The organism is Paenibacillus sp. NPDC057967 (assembly GCF_042887015.1).
GTDB lineage: Bacteria > Bacillota > Bacilli > Paenibacillales > Paenibacillaceae > Pristimantibacillus.
In genome coordinates, this window is the sequence record NZ_JBHVQB010000014.1 from 47,744 (window position 1) to 68,030 (window position 20,287).

Genomic DNA, 20,287 nt, shown 5'->3' on the forward strand with positions numbered 1-20,287 from the left:
TCAAAAGCCTCCTACGCGTTACCTATGTTTATGTGTATTCCCTTGTTCCTTATTCGTTGAGTGCCGTAATACGCAGAACTTGTGCGCTTCCGCTCCCTGGAAGGGCATGCGCGGATCGGCGGATGCCGGGAATCCACAGCAGCTTGCCGTCACCGTCGCAGAGCAGCGGATACAGCTCTCTACGGGAGGGCGGTACCTTCTCGTCAACGAACATATCTTGCACTTTTTTCGACCCATTTAATCCTAAAACATGAATTCTGTCTCCCGGCACGCGGTTGCGCACATGCAGCGGAAAGACCAGTCCGGCCACATCGAAATGTGCTTCCATGCGGGATGCCGGCTTCGCAGCCGCAGTCTCCAACCAATCTAACCGGAAGCTCCATCCGCTTGGCGCCGCTTCAATTCGTTCATCGCTTCCCTGTTCGATGACGTAATTGTACCAGCCTGCCATATCCGGTATTGCATTCGTATGTACCCATCTCATTACGCTGTATTCGCGCAAGCATTGGATCCCGCCTGCGGCGTCCATCCGCCATGTAGCTGGAGCATGCGAAGATGCCGCCTGCCGCATCGTCTCGACGGCGCCATAGGTTATGTTTTCCGTATCCTGAGACAGATAATTTAATATTAGTTTAATCAATCTCCTTTGTAAAGCGACGTGCAGACCGGACAGCTCCCGGCATTCCACCTGGCATTCGCCTTCTCCGCAGCGTACGATGCGGCTGAACCATTCCGATGCCTGCTGCTCCATCCAATCATCCTCCGCGCCGGCTACTTCAGCCAGTCTTTGGAGAGATTGAGGAAGCTGCGGGTTGAACTGCATTAAATAAGGAATGACATCCAGACGAACCGTATTACGGAAGTAATACCGGGCCAGATTACTGCTGTCAACGCAGTACGGAATCTCGTGCTCCTCGCAATAACGCAGAAGGTCTGACTTGTTCATACGAAGGAGGGGGCGTATGAGTTGCACATTTTTTTCGCGACGGACGCTGCTCATGCCTGAGAGTCCCGATAGTCCCGCTCCCCTGATCAGCCGCATCAGCACCGTCTCCGCCTGATCATCTGCATGATGGGCGAGCGCAATGCATGACGCGCCGTACTGAGTCGCTGTCCGGTACAGGAATTCGTATCGCTTCTCCCTCGCGGCAGCTTGCAGATTCAATCGGTTTTCTTCTATATAAGAAGGCAGATCCATGACAATGGTCTCGCATGGCACCCCAAGGCTCTTAGCGAACGATTGAACAACCTCCAGCTCGAAGGCGGACTCTTCCGCCCGAAACCCGTGATTCACATGAGCAGCAACCAGCTTAATGCCTTGGTCAGACAGCGCATGAAGCATATGAAGCAGCGCCATAGAATCGGGCCCTCCGGACACGGCCACCAGAATGGTATCGCCCTTCTCCCACATGCTGTGGGCAGCCGCTTCCTTCGCAAGTTCCATCTGAAGCGGTTCATTCATTATTCTATTGCCCTCCTCTGCTACATCCATACATTGCGAAGCAACCAGACGAAGATCGAGGCCGCGAGCAGAATCCCGGAGGTCGCAACGAGCCCCTTCAGCCAGCCCGGCATTGTGGAGGATCTGCGCGTCTCCTTCCGGTGCATCAGCAACCGCCACGCAGCCGCACCTTCCTCTGCGTCTCTGAACTCGCCATGCAGTGCCTTGCGCATCCAGCCAGCCACCGGCTTAAGCATCGCGCACCCCTCCGCTAACGCCATAAGCTCGACTGTTGATCGGTTCTGAGGCAGCAGCTCCTTCGTGAGCTGATGGAGGCGCTTTGGTTCATGCAACTGGATACATAATACGCTGAACGAGAAGAGATCGTACCTCGGATCGGCCGAACGCGAGCCGCTGTTCCAATACCCGCGGTCGTAGATCTCTGTGAACTGGCGGATGCTTTTGCCGGCAGCCGTCACACCCCCGAAGTCTACCAGCTCAACATGACCGTAGTCGGCCACCATCACATTCTCCACCTTCAGATCGCCGAATACCCAACCTGACCGGTGCAGCCTGCCAAGCTTGCTCAGCAGATTCAGCCCGACCAGAGGGAACCATTCCGCCCCTTGCTCCTTCAGGTAGCTGGCAAGTGTCGTTCCGCGCACATATCTCATCACGTAGAACGGATATTCCTTCCCGCCCGGTCCGTACAGATCATCGACGTCGAACAGGAACGGCTCCATCCCTTGACCCTTCTGCTGAGCAAGCGACTTCAGCACGTTCACCTCGGATTGCATGTCTACTGCATCCGCTCCCACCTTGAGCGCGTACCAATCCCTGTCCTTCTGGACCAGGTAGACTTTCCCGTTGGCCCCTTCTCCCAGCAGCCGTTCCACCCGGTACTTGCCTTGTCTCCACTTGCCGATTACGACGCTTCCGCGCCGCAGCTCCAGCTTAAACGACGTAGTCACCCATCATCCCATCCGTTTCATGTCTGCCTCTGCGGCCGTAGTCCCCCGCTTCGCCTTGCCTGTAATAATCGACCGCCTGCATAATTGCAGGTCCTGTCGGCGTTGTCCCGCCCATCTGCAGCTTGGGAAATATCGAATGCACGCCACTCAGATGGCTGGTCCAAGCCAAATCCATAATGCAATCATCGCCATGACGCGAGCCTGGGAAATGGAACACCGATATCTCACTCTTACCCTGTCTGGCCTGTAGGCTAAGCATCAAATCGTGAATTGCTTCTTCGACAGCGGCGAGCTTCGGCTTCATACTCGCGCTGGCATCGATCAGCAGCGCCACTCGGAGACCCGACGACTCGCCAAGCTCATCGATGACGCGCACGACTTCGCCTCGCTTCTCCGGTGGCAGCGCCTCAATAGAGCCATTGCCAAGCACCTGCTGCAGCTCCTTCTGCACCGCGATCTGAATCGTCTGTACCACGGTCTTCCTCGTCATCATCTGGACCGTCTGCGATAATTGCCGCGTATTGACCATACGGCTCAGTCCGCCGCCGGCACGCGCGATCTCTTCAATCTCTGCCGCGCCTAGCTCGCCTACATCCCCATGGTCGAGCACACCTACCACATTGACATGAATGCCCTCCGACTTGGCATGAGCCGCCGCCACCACCGGGCTGAGTCCCACATTCGAACAGCCATCTGTTATCAGCAATATTTGCCTCATCATCGTCTATCCCTCCGCATAGCAAAGTTATAAAGCCTTTTCTATCAGCTTTGCCTTTTTTGAGAGAGATAAACGCCTCTTACCTATCATTTTCCTGTTCCTTACCCGTATTTATCGGCTTTTCGCCGCTCCAAGGTAAGCTTCATATTAGTATAGCCCATCCCATCGGGGGTTGCCATCGCCCGAATCTGACAGGGTTCGAACCGAATTGGGCAGAAGGACACGGTGACTTCGGATAGATTTACAGACTTGGACGCCCCATAGATAATAGGAGTGTATGCCAAAAAATTCCTTGAAGGAGTGAGCGCATGTCGAACAAGGTTCTGCTGATTACGGGTGACGGAACAGAGGTTTTGGAAATTTTTTATCCCTATTACCGCCTGCTAGAGGAAGGTTATGATGCTGTCATTGCATCCCCGGAGAAAAAAGTGCTGAATACCGTCGTTCATGACTTTATCGAGGGCTGGGAGACCTACACGGAGAAGCCTGCCCATCTGCTGCCGTCTCATGCTTCCTTCGCGGATATCGATCCGTCAGAATATATCGCACTTGTCATTCCCGGCGGCCGCGCCCCGGAATATATACGCAACCATCCTGAGCTGCCGCGCATCGTCGAGCATTTCCTCCAAGAGGACAAGCCGATCGGCGTCATCTGCCACGGCGCGCTGGTGTTCATGGCATTGAAGGATACAAGCTACTTCGAGGGCCGCACGATGACGTGCTACAACGCCGTGAAGACGGATGTCGAGCGCCTGGGCGCCACGTACACGACGGACACGCTGCATGCCGACCGCAAGCTGGTGAGCGGCCACGCCTGGCCGGACCTGCCAGGCTTCATGAGAGAGTTCATCCGGCTTGTTCGGGAAGAGCAGGTTGCACGTCAAGAAGATGAGACATTAGTGCTATAAGAGACATTAGTGCTATAAGAAGGCAGTAGGCTATTCTAGCGGGTTCATTGGGGCCTGTTGGGGTAGCCTTTCTTCATGGGATTGAGTAAGAGCGGTTCGGTTATTGCGTTTAGTTATGTTTCATGTCGTAGGCTAAGAATGCTTTGTCCAGCCGCAATTGCATCAATTCCAGCCGTACGTTCACTTCCAGTTGGTGAACGCTCCTCAGCACTTCCTCGACCATCGCTTTGTTGAAGCGCTCGCCATAACGAAAGATATGGTCATACACAGCAACCTGGCATTGCTCCAGCGTTTCCAGCTGTTGATAGAACGTATCCTCCTGCTCGATGTAGAGATTGTAGGTGTCCATTGGTTTGGTCATGGGCGACTAAAATATGAAGGAATTCGAGGCTCCTCCCTCGCAACGTCAATCGTATTGTTTTGAAATCTCCAACTTGGCTCCAGATCGTAAATTCTGATTTTATCCTGTTGATATAAGTTGTCTTCGTCTGTTGCTTGTACGCATGTTGAAATGCTGACATATTGGTTGCCTCTCATATCGATTCCTCCTCCGATAGTAACAATATAACCAATCGTTGTTGTTACGCTTATAAGTATTACTCTTAAGAGTATGTAAATATTATATTACTTTTAAGCGTAAGTTTCAATGATATTCTTTAATGCTTATGATATATTACTTTCAGATGTATACTGTTAAACGTAATATTTTGTGGAGGAACTTATATTGAGAATCAAAATCCGCTTAAAAGAGATTCTTGAAAAGAGAGGCATTAGCCAACGTCAACTCTCCCTTAAAATGAATATGCGCCCCGCAACCATTAGTCATCTATGTTCCGATTCCGTAGACAGGGTTTATATTCGTACGTTGGAACAGATATGTGACGCATTGGATATTACTGTAGATCAACTGATTGTTTCCGTTGAAGATGATGCAGATTCTGAGGATAATTGATCAATGATTAACCCCCTGCTTAACGGTAATGGAGGAAGTATGAAAATTCATATACGCTTGCGTGAAATACTGGCGGAACGCGGCATCTCTCAAAGGCAATTCGCGCTTTCCATGAATATGCGAATTGCAACCATCAACCACCTCTGCTCCGATTCTGTGGACAGGGTCTATATCCGCACGCTGGAACAAATCTGTACGGCACTGGAAATTACGGTCGATCAATTGGTTGTTTCGGTTGAGGATTGTTCAGAGTCAGAGACCTAATTAGACCAATATATAACGTACTATAATCACAAGCCGGTTAAAGCAAAACTAAAGGGCATGAGTCCGGTACAGTACCGGACTCATGCCCTAGAAGCCGCCTACTATTACTTAAATGAATTACAATCGGGTCAGCAATGTCCCAACTAATTAATTTAATTCCATGTTGCCCCATCAATTCATCTTCAGTGATTAAACCGCTTTGAGTTATATTCTTCTCAATTGTCATATATGCTGCATTAGGAAAAGCTGGATTGAACGATACGTATTCCTCTAAATCTCCCATGTAATATTTGGAACCGCCATGTGGGTAGTATATTTCAATGAGATCACTTTTGAATAATGTGATTCTCTCATTTCCGCTTGCTAATCTATCTTCCCATCTTCTGAATTTACCACGACCTGCATCTATTCCAACACCCTTATACTCTATTATTAAGGTGTCTTCCATAACTTCCCTCCGACCATTTATATCATATACTAATCGAAATGGAAATTCACCGTAGGTAATTGCAGGTTTTTCCGGACTCTTTTCAAATAGATTTACAACATAGATAAGCACCGAGGGTAAAAATAATAATGATAGAAAAATAATAATCAAAAGTAGTAATACGAAGAGATTTACCTGATTTTATCCCCTGCTGGAAGTCTAACTTGCACTGTTCCTCATTTACAAAGATAAAATCCTTAATCATCTGGCCGCTTTCCGTTTCAACATGATCCAAAAACTGCATCCTCTGGTTTGCATAATCAACATGGTCTACGGAAAATTTAATTGTGTATATCCCACTTCATCAACCGTCTCCACCTCGATCGCATCCACTGTGACTGCATATTGATCGGTTGCACTTTTACGCAATCCGACTGTGTTGCCTAGATGATATGTTCGATTTCGCTGTTCTAAGTGGAATTTGCAATTTCAACCAGCTCTAAATACTTTTCCTCATTGATATAGTATTCATCTTTGAATTTAACTATAAAATCTCTGTTTTTGAACCCCGTTTGATATATCGTGATATTGTCAGCATCCAAAAACTTTTTTTTGAATGGAATTAGAAAAACCACTTAGAGTTATGAACCGCACCCTTACGTTAGATAGCATCTAAACAAATGGAATGCAGTTCATACTCACACGTGGTTTTTGTAACAGCAGTATTCAAATTTATTGTGTTAAACGGGTTGAGATTACATCTTCGATATCTATTAGAAACTCTAGTTGAGGCAAAGGTTCCATGCGCCAGACACTCAACTGACGATGATTATTATCAGTTATGCCTGACAATGAAGACCATTGCCACATCTCTCCTTCACCAACCCATTCTCTTTGGACTTCGCTTGCTTCAGCATCTATTGGTATATAAATATCCTGTCCCGTACTGTTATCATGGATGAAAAGCCGAACACGACTATTTTTTTGATACAAGTTTATTAACTCTAGACGATAATCCAACAAACCATCTGATGTTGTTTTAACGGGTTCGCTAGATACTCCATTTATTAACCAGCCTTCAATCTCAACAGATTTGAATAGTTGTATGGCTAGAAAAAAATGCGCGATTATTAGCGGCCATATTAGAATTTGAAATGCCGTTCCCTTTCGACTTTTTATGATGATTAGAGGAATCAAGAATAATAGAATAGCAGGAACCCAAATTACTGCAAATTTAATGGTTGTGACTAAATCTATTCCTCGTTGAAAGTTAGCGGTAGTACCAAGTAAAAACCAAAGAATAGAGATTCCAATTGTCAAAGTAGAGAATATGAACATTCTTTTTTTGAAGTTCTGCACAGTCTCCCTCCCGCGTTATAACCTCCGATATTAAAATGAGCCTTTTGAACCCTTACCCTTAGAGGATATACCTAAGGCGGGTTCAATATATTCCTTCCAAACTTTTTTATTACTATGCATGTATGAATGATTAGAGACCCCATACCAGGTGTTTCTTCGATATGCAGGCATCGTTACCAATACATTCTCAGCATCATTAAATTGTCGATTAGCTATTAATAAATTCCCCTTCCTCCCGCCACTAATTTGAACATCATCATATTCATTATATACGTTTATACGTTGTCTCACTGTTGTTTCAAGTTGATATTCACGTACTGGAGTTGCAATTGTAATTAATGTTTCTACCGATAAACCTTTGTCCGCTAAAAGATTTGTAATTAGTATCGCTACGTTCCCTCCATGACTATGACCAACCAACCTAATCGGTTCCCCGGAATTCTCTTTCTTTTTATGGTACTTATAAATATTCTCCGTCAACCTCTTAGCTTCTTTTGAACGTTCATCCTCTTTGTTTTCTCCATTCCATTTTAATCTCTCTACAGGTTCCTCGAACAGTAATTCAATATAATTTACAAAATCCCCAGTTTCTTTACCCCAAGTGTCAGGATCTGAAAATGTCCCATGAATAAGCCAAACTTTATGGCCCGTTGGATCAGCATACTTCAAAGGATTATTATGCACATACGTATAGAGATTCAGACTAAGAAGAATATCGAACTCTCCTTCATACGTATCCTCACTAACAAACCTACCTAATTCAGCGTCCAGATATCGTGCCTTAGCATAATACAAATGGCTTTCAGGGTCATATTCATGACCAGTGTAGGACAGATGAGTCTTTACGACAGAATCCCCAATTGGCTCCGCAAGCAACCTACCATATGCATCATACTTATAGCTCTCCGCGGCAGTCCCGTCCGAATCGCGAAGCTCAAGCACGCTGCCTAGATGGTCAAGGCTATAGCCATAGAAATCGCCGTATTCGTTCACTACGCCCAAACGGTCCTCACCATATACGATGGTGTCGGTTTGAATACCGTTTCGATACGTCTCAAGCACTTCTCCATAATGACTCAGCGGATCAAGCAAGTAAACGAAATGATCTGCTCCTGTAGATTTGCCCGTGCGATGACCGTCAACGTTATACGAATAGGTCGTAGTCAAGCCATTCTTCTTCAGTTCAATAAGACGATTCGCTTCGTTGAAGGTATACGCCGCAGCTGTCACACTATTCCGTTTCTCTTCCACCAGATTACCGCGCTTGTCGTAACTATAGGCTGTCACATCCATACCCTGTGTTCGCTTGAGCAATTCATTGGCTCCATTATACTCATAACGGACCGGAGATGAGCTTCCTTCTTGCATCTGAGTGCGGTTGCCGAAGGCATCGTACGCATAAGAAGTTTTAACACCTTGATCTGTCGCCTCGACAAGCTGATTCAAACCGTCATACGCATATTGCCGATTGCGAGCGCTGCCTCTTGCCTTCTCATCCTGTTTAACGATATTGCCAGCAGCATCGTAGCTGTACGTAATCGACCGCAACAATTCTCCGGAAGGTAATTGCTCTTTCAGCAACTCCAGTTGACCAAGCGTTGTATAGTTATAAGATGTGGTAACACCGTCAGCCGAATATTTTTCCGATACGTTGCCATTGGCATCATAACGATATTCAGCCGACATATCTTTCGGCCCTGTTACTTTGATGATCTGATCCAGTTCGTTGTATTCATAATAGAACTTGTTTCCACCAGGGTAAGCAACTGAAGCTTTTCGACCTGTCGGTGTCCAGGTATAGTTTACTGCTTTTCCATTAGGGTTGGTGCTTGTCAACAATTGACCCAGCACATCATAAGCATATGTGGTTTTGCCGGAGGCATCGACTGTCTCAACAAGCCTTCCCTTCTCGTCATAACGGAATGTCTCCGAGGAGACCCCATTATAGTCTATAGCCGTTCTGCGTCCCATTTCGTCATATGCATAACTTGTAATATAACTATCCTCATCCGTCATGGATGCCAATGCACCTGTGCCATAATAGGCATACTTAGTAACACTGCCCAACGGGTTCGTCATGGTGAGGCGCTGGCCGATCGCATTATACGTATACGACGTAATTTGTTCCTTCACTCCGCTAGCGTCCTGACGAACCTGCTTCACCAGATTGCCTGCAGCATCGTATCGGTAAATCGCCTTCGTCCCCCATGTATCCGTCACCGAAGTTAATTGTCCCAAAGCATCATAGTCATAACGCGTGATGTTGCCTCGCGGGTCGCGTTCAGACAACTTGCGGCCCAGTGCATCATACTGGTACTCAGTGGCATGTCCTTCCGCATTCACGACACCAGCTACCTGACCACTGTCATTATACACATATCGTGTAACCATACCGCTTGGATCGGTAACGGCAAGCGTTCGGCCCAGCTTATCTCTTTCATACGTGGTAGCCTGACTACGCGCGTTGATACTCTTCGACAAACGCCCCGATGCATCGTATTCATAAGAAGTCTCATGACCGGAAGCATTAAACACTTTCTCTACTAAACCATTTGCGTTGTAGACCCTGGAAATCGAATATCCGAGTGCATTCGTTTCCTTAATGAGTGCACCACGCTCGTCATATTCATACCGGGTTATGGCGCTTTGATCGTTTTGTTCAACGATCAGACCGGAGCCATCATACGAATAAGAAGAAACAGAGCCGTCCGCCAGAATCTGACGTTTGACCTGGCCAATCGGATCATATTCGTATCGGGTCGTCTTACCTGCGGGATCAGTCGTCGACAGCAGTTGCCCCAGCGCATCATACTTGTACTCCGTCTTCTGGTTCAGCTTATTGATTCTTGCAGTGATCTGACCGAACCCATCTCTTACGATCTTCTCGCTGTTACCAAGCGGATCTACAGTCTCGACCAAAAGCCCGAGCTCGTCATAGATATAGCTTGTTCTTTGGCCTAGCGCATCCACAATAGCCGTATTGAGACCTGCTGCATCGTATTCGGAGCGCGTAATGCCACCGTTGCGATCAACGAATGCTACCATTTCTCCATCTTTATTATATTGATAGGAAACAGAAGTTCCGTCCGTATGCTCGACGCAATCAACTTGTCCTTGTGTGTTATATCGCAGCTTGATTTCCTGACCTAGCGGATCTATCCGTTTAAGAAGCTTGTTGCTCTCGTCGAATGTCTGCTTATAGATGCTTCCGTCAGCATCCATAAATTCGATCGGATTGCCGCTGCCATCATACAACACTTGAATCTTAGAGCCATCTGGCAAAATCACGGAGGTTGGCAATCCTAGCGCATTGTATTGATAAGAAGTGACATGACCTTCCCCATCGGTTACACTGGTCAGATTTCCACGACCGTCATAGGTATAAGACATCTGACGGCCTTCCGGGTCAGTGTGGCTGATGACCTGCGATCTGCCGTTGTAAGTCCATACCAATGTCTGGCCCAGCGCATCCGTCATTTCCGTCAAATTCCCATTAACATCGTATACATACGAGATTTTATTGCCTAGCTGATCGGTAATGAGAATCGCCTTACTTTTGGAAAAATCATTCGGCACATACAGCGGCTCTTCTTCCGGCGGAGCAATATCAGCGGCACCTACCGGCACCTGCCCCCATACGAATCTACCGTTGACGAACACAGCTATCCGCTTCCATGGTTCATACTGAGTGGACTTAGGATTAAACGAAAAATCATTGGTCTGCTTGAAGTCAGGCCACGTTTTTTTGCCGATTCGCGTATGAAGCTCTATAGATTGCCCAGGCTTCAGTACCGCATTCTGATCGGTGAACGACATCTCTAGTATGGTATCGACGACACCATCCCCATTCGATACTTTCATGAAGGTGCCTTTAACCTTCGATCCTGAGCTAATGCTTGCCCAGTCACACCAGAAGATGAGCTCCTCCGTAGTATCCGCCGTTAGAAAATAGCGAATGCGAATATCCTTCAGCGAGATTGCTTCATCCGATTCGTTCACAAGGCGATACCATGGATAGATCGTGTTGTAGTTGGCGCTTCGATTAAAGTTGAACATCTCAGCGCGTATACTACGCGTTCCGTTATCCGATGCTTCGATGTACGCCACTTTCTCCGGATCAGGCTCCGGTTCAGGTGTTGGTACCGGAGTAGGTATCGGTGTTGGACTTGGAAATGCGCCCGGATCAGGCGTCGGACTTGGAGACCCTGGATCAGGCGTTGGGCCCGGTGGCAGAGTTGGTTCCGGCGTTCCGCCTTCACTGCCATCCCCCCATACGAGCACGCCGCGATAGAACGCATCAACCTTGTTCCAATCTACAAAGGAATTATCTACAGCGTTATAAGAGTAATCATTGGTCGGATCATAATCGCTCCAATCCTTACTGTTGAAGCGATTATGCACTTCCACATATTCGCCTGGCTTCAACTCGCCGGCATCACTTGTGAAGGCGACCTCCAGTGCAGTATCGCCTTTATTGACAACACTCAAGAACGAGCCCTTCACCTTTGAGCAGTCGATATCCGACCAATCGCACCAGTAGACCTGCTCAGTAATGCCATCATTCGTAAAATAATAACGTACGGTTACATCTCTCAGATCGATGGTTCCCTGCGATGTATTGTAGATGCGCATCATTGGGTGAATCGTATTCGTCGGATCTTGCTTGCCTAGATCGCTGACGTTATACATCTGTACCTTCAACACGCCACTTGAAGCGGAAGTAGAAACGCCTAGCGTCCTTACTTCTTGCTTCTTGCTGATCTGCGCACTAGCGCCTTGCGCCACATTATCACTAGTGGAAGCCAAAAAAGCGACGCTGCTTACAGCAGAAGCATTCGTATGCTGATAGGTTTTTGTCCCTGTCTTGTCCTGCATCTTCACCAGGCGATAATCTTTGTCGTAATAATAGGTGGTTTGTTCGTTCTTCGGATTGCTCAGAATGATCTTACGTTCGTAGTCATCATAACTTAACGTGCTGGAATGACCATTGCCGTTCGTTTCCTTGATTAGCCTGCCTTGACTGTCATAAACAAAGGCTCGCAGCGTCTCCCCGGAAGGCTTGATGATCGAGGACAGCCGCTTGCCAGCGTCATAGTTGTAGAGCCAATCCTGTTCATCCAATGCAACCTTATTCAATTGTTGGGATTGATAGCTGTATTGGGCGGCATTCTGACCAGGGGCCGTGACGCTCATTAGTTGCCCTTTGTCATTGTAATGGAACTGAATCGACTTGCCGTTCTTCTCGACTCGGCTGAGCTTGGTTCCGTCATAATGCAGCACAGTCTGAACATGGTTCAGATCCGCAACTCTCGTTAAAAGGCCCTGCCCGTTAAAATAAAGGAATGTCATTCCATCAATCGACAATTGATACGTTCCGTCAGATTGCTTCGTTAAAACATGGTTTCGGCCTTCGGCTTTCGTATAGCTTCCGCCGCCCGTTGCGGTGAAGTTCTCCGTATGTCCGTCCTCGAACATAATGACGACTTGCTCGCCCAGATCGCGCAAGCGATAGGAGTAGGTATGATTCCAGTGAATGCCAAACTCACTAATCGTATCACTTCTGGAATTATAGAATCGATTGAAGAACAGCGGTGCTGCACCATCAATAAGCACATCTACGGCTAGTCCAACATGATTGCCCGTCGACATATTGGCAGGAGACAGCAAAGTAAGCCCCTCGTATCCGTCCAAGACACCATGTGTATTAGAAAGCGGATCGATCTCCTGAGCTATCGGAACAATCTCCAACGGCTCATAGACCAGAATGCTTCTTCCGAATAACCCACTTGGATTAAGCTCACCTTCCGGCAGTTTGTTGTCCTTCCTGATCTTTTCTACTAAATTGTCATCATTGAAATACTGCAAAGCCAACAGGCGCATGTCATCGAATAACCGGAATCGATGATTCACAATAACGGTATGCGCCTTGTCGATCGTCCCCCCAGTAAATACAGCCTCCAGCTTCATTTGCTTGTACGGCGGCAGAGTTACGTTTGCAAACCACTGATTCGCCTGCAGCGTAGCTTCAAGCGATGTCGCTTGACCGCTCTCTATGTTCGTTACAGTCAATTGAACGTTCTTTACGCCGTTATTGCTGCCATTCAGTCCATATACTACAAATTGATTGCTTCTCTTGTCATCATTCGGCGCGACATAAACTTTGTCAGCATCGCCGTCTACAATGGTGATCGACGCCGCATGCGCCCATTTCTCGTATTTCGGTTCCGTCGGGCGTACGACAATCGTGTATGTGCCTGCAGGAAGCACCTTACCGCTTTTGTCTTTTCCATTCCATTGGTAGTTATGAACAACATAACCGCCAGCATACTTTTGCGTTGTCAGCGTCTCGATTAGCCGCTCTCCATCCCTAATCTCAATGGCAGTTATATGGTCAATCTCCCAATTCCAGCGAATGGTCGTGCTCTCGCCAGCCGATGGGTTGAACACAGATGGGAGCAGTTGAATAAACTTTGGATTCCCCGAAGCTTGCAGCCCGCCTTGTGCCGTTACGATGGAACCAGGTGCAATCGACCATATCAAAGCGATAATCAGCGTCCAGTTAATCCCTTTTGCCCAAAACTTATTGACCTTCAATTAAGTCCTCTCCATTTCTAATCCAAAAGGATGTCATTATCCCTATATATCGACTGGGAATTATTTCAATCCATAGGACTATGGGACCGAAGGTTTGGTAATAGCTAGACCAATGGTCACTCATTTTAACAAAAACCTATTAAATATAAAGAAAAAGACAGCATAATCTGCTGTCTTCATAAACCGTATCGTTTTCAAGTCTATTTTTTTTAAAAAGAAACTATGTCAGCTCCTGACAGGCGAATGCGCCTCCCCTTATTCCATAAGCGATGCATAGGTATTACTCTTCTGCCAGCACCTTGAACTGCTCCAGTGTCTGCGTAAATCTCGCTCCATGGCCTTCAGCCGCCTCCAGGAAATAGTTCATGGTCAGAATGAAGCTGCCTTGCTGCTCATTGCTTGTGACGTATACCGAGATGATTTTACTCAGACGATCATGACCGTTAATCGCATGAATACGGTAGCCTTCTACAGGCTCACTAACCTTCTCAATATCGCGCACCTCTGCAAATTGGTCGGCTAGCTTGCCCGCTATCTCCGCAGCCAGCCTCTCCGGCAATGCATCTATTTTCTGCTCTATTGTCAGCGATACTTGCGGGTACGGCTCCGGCAGCGGCTCAATGGTCGTAATGACGTCTTTGCCGTCCTGCTGAATGAGCTTATAGCGCTCCTTATCATAATAGATGGCGTAGCGGCTTTCTTCATTTACATGGGCCTGCCCGTTCGTTTCTTCCTTGTTCCCCTCGACCTCAACCTCGATTTTTTTCTCCGGCGCAAACCAGTTCTGCACGCTTTTCATGAATGCCTCTCCTGGCGGCAAAGCCAAAAATGCTGTAACAGCAATGACGGCTGCTGCAAGTCCTGTAGTTGCTTTGATAATAGTCATCGTCCACTTTCTCCTTTTCCCCTGTGGCTGTTCTTTGTTGTCCAATTGACTCTCTATTGAATCTGCCGGCAACGGAGAGCCGTTCTCCAGTTGCGACTCAATCTGCGCCCACATTTCTTCCTTCAGATTGGAAGGATAATTCGTTTCTTCTTCCAGACGCTGCTTAAGCTTTTGATCCATATGGCTCCCCTCCCAATCGGTCTCTCATTTGCTCCCGCCCCTTAAGGAGGCGCGACTTCAGTGTATTGACGTTCAGCTCCATAATGTCGGCGATTTCCCGCTCGCTGTAGTTATGAAGGTATTTCAAGATAAGCGGTATCCGGTACATATCATGGAGAGATTGCAGGGCATCGTACAGATCGACCTTCCCATCCGGCATGTTTGCTTCCACAGCCACTCGCTCCAACTGCTCACCCATCGGCACAATCTTCTTCTCCCGCTCCATCACCCGGTAGCACTCGCGAAGCAAAATGCTGTAGAACCACGGCTTGAACGGCTTGGCTTTATCATATTGCCAGATGTTCCGGTATACACGGAGGAAAGTCTCCTGCACCGCATCTTTCGCCCACTCCTGATTCTTGGCCACCAGCGCGGCCGTCCGCATCGCATAGTCGAAGTACTCGTCATACAGACCGCGGAACGCCTCCCTGTCACCCTGAACGATCCGGCTGATCGTATCAAGCTCCACCTCATTCACCTCTTTCTTGCTGTTCTATAAGTATTACCCGGCAAGTTCGGAGAAAGTTTGCTCTTATGAAAATATTGGTGGGGAATGAAAAAACCAAGTTAGACAATAAAAAGACCACACGGAGTTTGTGAACTGTGACCCTCAGAGGATCACAGTTCAATGCACTCACATGTGGCTTTCTCTACCTTACTTTTAGCATAAAGAACGATATAAAAAATATTAAGATTATAAACAGAGTGGTAATACAAATTACAACTATCCGTCTTATTTCCTTATTATTCTTACTTAATTGATAAGTACCAATTGAAATAAATAAAAACATGAGTCCTATAATTAGTATAAGCACAGGAGGAAGATGGTTTGAGAAGTCTGTTTGCCAATTATAATGCTCTACAATTCGGATATATGCACTCAAATATCCAATTAAACAAATACACATAAAACCCATACTGAAGAACAGAGATTTTCTTTGTTTTTTGCTCTTCAAGTAAACAAAATAACCAAATGTAGGAAGTATAGTTGTTAGTACTAAATACAAGGGCAGGGGAAGATTATTATAAATAATACTCATGGTATCTCCTTTATTTCAAAAATTCTTTCTTCAAATAATCAACTCCAGCACTAATCCCAGCTCCAATTGCAACTCCAGCCCCAAACGCAGCAATAGCAACTAGATAACCCCCACCAGTTACAGCAGTTAACCCTACTGTAACCAATACCGTACCGCCAATTGATGCACCTGTACCAGCGACTGTTAACGTAGCTGCCCAATACCTATCGTTACCAGTGTAATTTTGAAAATCATTATAAATCTCAAAACCAGTAATACCTATAGAGACTAACCCTGCAGTTTTAGAGAGATTTGCAATGGTTTTATTAAACGAACTTGGAAACACATACCGATCTATTTGATTGGCTAGACCTAAGGTTGATATACTAACCACTTCATGCTTAGTACTCATTAATTGAGTGTAAACATATTTACCCAGAATAGCATCTGCCGATCCTGTAATAACCCCTTTACCAAATTCCTCCCAATAATTAAATTCCTTTTGTGCATAGGGTCCACTCTTACCTAAATATCCTGTAATAATACCATTTTTGATAATAGGCGATCCATAATATTTATCATTATCACCCATTTCGATACTAGTTGTTGATTCACAAGGATTTCCATGCGCCCAATTACCGTCAGCTGACACACAATAATTTCCACTCGGATCAACATAACTCAAAGGATTATTAATTACATACGTATAGAGATTCAACGTCAATGGATTGAGAATATCCCCCTCATACGTATCCTCCCCAACAAACCTTCCTATAGACGGGTCATACCATCTAGCCCGGAGATATTGCAACTCAGTTGTTGAGTCTGTCATTTCACCCGAATATTTAAAAGGCTGGGGAATGAGCTCTTTCTGAACCGTCATATTGCCGAAGATATCATAGTCATACTGATTCAGTCTCAGGTTACCTGACGAATCTCTTAACTCTACAACATCACCATGACCATTCTTTAGGTAATAGGCTTTACCTTGAGCATCTTCCCTAGCTTCCAGCCCTTTACCTCTGATGTAACGAGCGTGGAACTTAACTGTGCCACCAGTGACCATAGCCTCCGCTATAATCTGGTCACCATCCCAATAATAACGGGTCGTCTTGCCTCCCTCGTTTCGCTCCCACAACTGACCGTCACCATTATACGTATAAGAAACGGTCTTGCCATCTGTAGTCGTCACCTGAGTGAGGCGATTGCGGGTATCATAGGACAGATCAGACGCCGCGCTATCAAATGGATTGTTGGAGGACATATTGCTACGGTTGCCCCGACTGTCATACTGGTAGCTCTCATTAAACTGGGAAGAGGTTGATATCCGGTTCAACGAATCGTATTGGAATACATCTGTACTACCGTTCGTTGTACGTGAATTAATATTGCCATTCGTATCATGCCTATAGGAATACGCATTAATGACGCTTCCATCGCTCTTCTTCTGCTGCAATCCCTGCATACGGAGTCCATTATAAGCTGCTTCTGCGACGACTCCGTTGCCTTGCGTAGTTTGCTTTAACAAACCATTCGAGTAGTACTGATACTTGGCTACATAATCGCGAGTAAAATTCAGAGAAGAAGATACCATCTCTAGCTGATTATTCGCATTGTAGCGATAATACGTATTGAACCCAAAAGGATCCTTCATTGCAATCCGGCTGCCATTGGCATCATAATCATAGTTTATCGTCTTGGCATCAGGGAACTGTACTTCCACTAGTTGACTTGTGTTCGGATTGTACGTATAGGATGTTGTTCCGGTTACATCGCTCATCTGCTTACGTTTGCCTGCCAGGTCATACTGATAGGAAACCTTCTCATTCACCGGAAGCGGATTGCCTTGGGCATTAACCAGTTCGGATGAAAGCATCATGTTGCGGTTGTTGAAGGAATACTTAAATCGATTGCCTTTCCGATCCACTGAGCCAATCATATTATTACTGGCATCGTAGTAGAACGTTTCGATCTGATTCTTGGCATCGATGGACTTAATGAGTCGGCCCCATTCATCATATTCCTTGCGCAGGCTATTCCCGTCTGGATACACTAATTGAATCATATTACCTTGCATATTGTACTTATAGGCTGTTATCTCATTTAAGGCGTTGGTAACACTCATTAGTCTACTTAGTGCATCATACGAATATTTCGACGTGTTCTGTGCACTATCCTTCGCTAGCAAGACATTTCCGGCCAAATCATAAGTGTAGGTTCCTAGGATAGTTGCGGTGCCCGTACTTGTGACCTCTTCTTTCTTCAGCACATTGCCCGCAATATCGTAGTATTCCTTCAACTGATTGCCCACACTGTCAATAGTGGTCTTGGTGCTTCCAATATCATCATACACAACTCTGGTGGATGTATTGTCGGGCATTACAATTTTATTCTGACGGCTCCACTGGTCATAGGTGTAGCTTGTCAGGTTACCTATTGCATCCTCCGTTTGTGTCACACGGCCGAATGCATCATAACGAAACTTCGCTTTTGGCTTAAATACATGGTACTCGATGATGCCCGTCTCGATCTTCCATCCGAACGGATTCCATCTTGTCAACATCTTGATACCCATTTCATCCGTCATTTCGATCTCGTTCTGTTTATCTCGATAGTTAATTGTACGAGCACTTGAGTCGGGATTAATGACCTTGGTTGCCCGATTGAGATTATCGTATTGATAGGATGTCGTATTGCCCTTCCCGTCCGTATAGCTGGTTAGTATCCCGTCAACCGTCTGGAAATTCAGTATCTCCGATACCGTTATCGCTTTGCGATCCACATCATAACCAGAAGTCGTTATTTTAGTTGGGAAAGCTCCGTTATATGGTGCAGTAGCTTTGAACTCTGTGTTGACCGTAATGTAGCCACCTGAGCTTTGAAGCAGCTTCTGCTGAGTAACATTACCGAATGAATCATACTGACTGTTCACGGTTTCTTGCAGTATAGTTCCTGTCGGGCTTCCTTCTCTAACCCGTTGGGTCAAAATATGCCCATGAACGCTGTCTCTGTCGATCTCATTATATACATAGCGGGATGGATCAATTTGAGATTGAACCCCCACCAGCAAGTGTGAATTCTCATCATACGTATTAATGGTGATTCTTCCGTTAGGATCAACGGAGGACACGACATTGCCATAGGAGTCGTACAGCATGCTGTTCTTGCTTACTTTAGTAGCGGATACTGCTGAATTGGAAGTCGTCTCGGTAATCTTAATTGGCACCGGCCATCTTCTAATTCGGTCGTATTCATAATCTACACGTGAAGTATAAGTGACTCCATTATGTACCGAAGTGCTCGCACGATTGTTATTATAATAAACCGGTGAGTAATCCTCGTTAATGTAGTCCTTCTCATTCGTGTATGTTGTAACTGACAGACCATCATTAATCGCTACCGAGAAATTATAGTCGGTATCATACGACGATCCCATGTCGCTGAGCGGGTATGTGACATCTTTACGATTCGCCTTGAAGATAGCCCCGCCCTGCTGAACGAATTGATCCTCTCTCGACTTTGCCCGATACACTTGGTTAACCATCGTCTTGCCAATATACCGAGTTGTTGGGGTGCTTTCATATTCAATGACACTTTTTGCACCAGTCGGATACGTAATTCCCGTTAGCAATGCATATGGATTGGATACTGATGGCGTCGTATGAACAAGGCTGAATTTTGCTTCCTTTACGCTATATTCGTATCCTATCTCACGCCCGATTGGGTCCGTTACCTTCTGTAACAGATCTTTGCCGTTAGTTTTAACCAACGTATAGGTAACCGTCTTGGTGCCCGTGCTTAATACAACAGTACCCTCGCCATAGGTAATATTAATCTTATTACCAATCGCATCAGTAATGGAGATAAGCTTCCATCCCGAGTACTCAAACTTAATGGTATTGTTGTAGGAATCGGAAATTTGAATCAGCTTGCCCTGCGAATCGAAGTATTGGTTAATCTTATGAACCGACTTTACTGCATAGGCAGAGGTAAGAGCCCCCACCGTTACTGTCTTATTCTCTTCGAAGGTATAGTCCTTCCACGGATAGCCCATAAACTCATTATCTTTGTTAATCTTGAATACACCTGCACCCGCTAAGTGAAGATATTTGCCGCCCTCGTTAATTTCCAGGTAGGAAATATCCCAGCTCCAGCCTGTGCCAATCGGGAACATTTTCTCCTCTTGAGACTGATCCGTTCCGTTAGTCGTACTTGCTCGCGTCATCTGATACAACTGAGAGCTTCCGCTATCGTATACACGACTTAGTGTGAAACCCAGACCATTACGCCCGGGCAGACTCAGATCGCTGGCTCCCAAAGAAATGCTGCCGGATAGAGTAGAGATTGTCTCATTGCCCAACTCCACCCGGAAGGGTGCCTCGTCAGGCTTAGTGTTGACATGACGATAGTCCACTCCCTGCGCGGCAGTAATCGTATATTGAATGGTATTTGATAGATCTGGGAATAGAAGGACGCTAAGCAACAGAATAATGAGCGTCCGCTTGGCCGATATCTTCAAGAAGCTTCCT

General features: G+C 46.3%; 12 protein-coding genes and 1 pseudogene. 4 read left to right on the forward strand and 9 right to left on the reverse strand.

Going from position 1 to position 20,287, the window contains the following annotated elements; translation table 11 throughout:
* Window positions 1-49: 49 nt before the first annotated feature.
* From tilS to ACFVSO_RS27505, 3 genes are read right to left on the reverse strand one after another with little or no spacing between them, the layout of a single operon-like run.
* The gene (gene tilS / locus ACFVSO_RS27495) at window positions 50-1,462 is read right to left on the reverse strand and encodes a tRNA lysidine(34) synthetase TilS (protein ID WP_387479932.1); all 1,413 of its coding nucleotides are present in this window, start codon (window positions 1,460-1,462) and stop codon (window positions 50-52) included.
* 20 nt (window positions 1,463-1,482) lie between these two features.
* Window positions 1,483-2,412 carry a serine/threonine protein kinase gene (locus ACFVSO_RS27500; RefSeq protein WP_387479933.1) on the reverse strand — a complete coding sequence of 310 codons (930 nt, stop codon included), beginning with the start codon at window positions 2,410-2,412 and terminating at the stop codon, window positions 1,483-1,485.
* Window positions 2,396-3,130 (reverse strand): vWA domain-containing protein, encoded by a 735-nt coding sequence (locus ACFVSO_RS27505; protein WP_387479982.1) that lies wholly within the window; start codon window positions 3,128-3,130, stop codon window positions 2,396-2,398. The genes ACFVSO_RS27500 and ACFVSO_RS27505 overlap by 17 nt, the downstream gene beginning before the upstream one ends.
* 308 nt (window positions 3,131-3,438) lie before the next feature.
* Between ACFVSO_RS27505 and ACFVSO_RS27510 the strand changes: the two genes are divergently transcribed.
* Entirely contained in the window at window positions 3,439-4,038 is a 600-nt protein-coding gene (locus ACFVSO_RS27510; protein WP_387479934.1) for a DJ-1/PfpI family protein, read from the forward strand.
* A gap of 109 nt (window positions 4,039-4,147) precedes the next feature.
* Here the strand turns inward: ACFVSO_RS27510 and ACFVSO_RS27515 are convergent, their stop codons facing one another.
* Window positions 4,148-4,387, reverse strand: coding sequence for a hypothetical protein (locus tag ACFVSO_RS27515; protein ID WP_387479935.1), 240 nt, complete (start codon window positions 4,385-4,387; stop codon window positions 4,148-4,150).
* Between the two features lie 375 nt (window positions 4,388-4,762).
* Between ACFVSO_RS27515 and ACFVSO_RS27520 the strand changes: the two genes are divergently transcribed.
* The 3 genes and pseudogenes from ACFVSO_RS27520 to ACFVSO_RS27530 all read left to right on the forward strand — a co-directional run.
* The gene (locus ACFVSO_RS27520) at window positions 4,763-4,990 is read left to right on the forward strand and encodes a helix-turn-helix domain-containing protein (protein WP_387479936.1); all 228 of its coding nucleotides are present in this window, start codon (window positions 4,763-4,765) and stop codon (window positions 4,988-4,990) included.
* Between the two features lie 39 nt (window positions 4,991-5,029).
* A complete protein-coding gene (locus ACFVSO_RS27525) occupies window positions 5,030-5,254 on the forward strand; it encodes a helix-turn-helix domain-containing protein (RefSeq protein ID WP_387479937.1) in 225 nt (74 codons plus the stop codon).
* A pseudogene (locus ACFVSO_RS27530) lies at window positions 5,255-5,401 on the forward strand (IS3 family transposase); the annotation flags it as partial.
* Window positions 5,402-6,413: 1,012 nt separating this feature from the next.
* On the opposite strand, the gene ACFVSO_RS27535 reads toward ACFVSO_RS27530, so the two are convergent.
* The 5 genes from ACFVSO_RS27535 to ACFVSO_RS27555 form a co-directional block, all read right to left on the reverse strand.
* Window positions 6,414-7,040, reverse strand: a complete 627-nt coding sequence (locus tag ACFVSO_RS27535) for a hypothetical protein (RefSeq protein ID WP_387479938.1) — start codon at window positions 7,038-7,040, stop codon at window positions 6,414-6,416.
* 30 nt (window positions 7,041-7,070) lie between these two features.
* A complete protein-coding gene (locus ACFVSO_RS27540) occupies window positions 7,071-13,634 on the reverse strand; it encodes a cellulose binding domain-containing protein (protein WP_387479939.1) in 6,564 nt (2,187 codons plus the stop codon).
* Between the two features lie 280 nt (window positions 13,635-13,914).
* The gene (locus ACFVSO_RS27545; protein ID WP_387479940.1) at window positions 13,915-14,700 is read right to left on the reverse strand and encodes a hypothetical protein; all 786 of its coding nucleotides are present in this window, start codon (window positions 14,698-14,700) and stop codon (window positions 13,915-13,917) included.
* Window positions 14,684-15,208 (reverse strand): RNA polymerase sigma factor, encoded by a 525-nt coding sequence (locus tag ACFVSO_RS27550; RefSeq protein WP_387479941.1) that lies wholly within the window; start codon window positions 15,206-15,208, stop codon window positions 14,684-14,686. The genes ACFVSO_RS27545 and ACFVSO_RS27550 overlap by 17 nt, the downstream gene beginning before the upstream one ends.
* 581 nt (window positions 15,209-15,789) lie before the next feature.
* Window positions 15,790-20,277 carry an RHS repeat-associated core domain-containing protein gene (locus ACFVSO_RS27555; RefSeq protein ID WP_387479942.1) on the reverse strand — a complete coding sequence of 1,496 codons (4,488 nt, stop codon included), beginning with the start codon at window positions 20,275-20,277 and terminating at the stop codon, window positions 15,790-15,792.
* Window positions 20,278-20,287: the final 10 nt, after the last annotated feature.

Coding starts and splice junctions, on each gene's coding strand:
- tilS (WP_387479932.1), bottom strand. CDS start 1,462: ATGAATGAACCGCTTCAGATGGAACTTGCGAAGGAAGCGGCTGCCCAC.
- ACFVSO_RS27505 (WP_387479982.1), bottom strand. CDS start 3,130: ATGAGGCAAATATTGCTGATAACAGATGGCTGTTCGAATGTGGGACTC.
- ACFVSO_RS27510 (WP_387479934.1), top strand. CDS start 3,439: ATGTCGAACAAGGTTCTGCTGATTACGGGTGACGGAACAGAGGTTTTG.
- ACFVSO_RS27515 (WP_387479935.1), bottom strand. CDS start 4,387: ATGGACACCTACAATCTCTACATCGAGCAGGAGGATACGTTCTATCAA.
- ACFVSO_RS27525 (WP_387479937.1), top strand. CDS start 5,030: ATGAAAATTCATATACGCTTGCGTGAAATACTGGCGGAACGCGGCATC.
- ACFVSO_RS27545 (WP_387479940.1), bottom strand. CDS start 14,700: ATGGATCAAAAGCTTAAGCAGCGTCTGGAAGAAGAAACGAATTATCCT.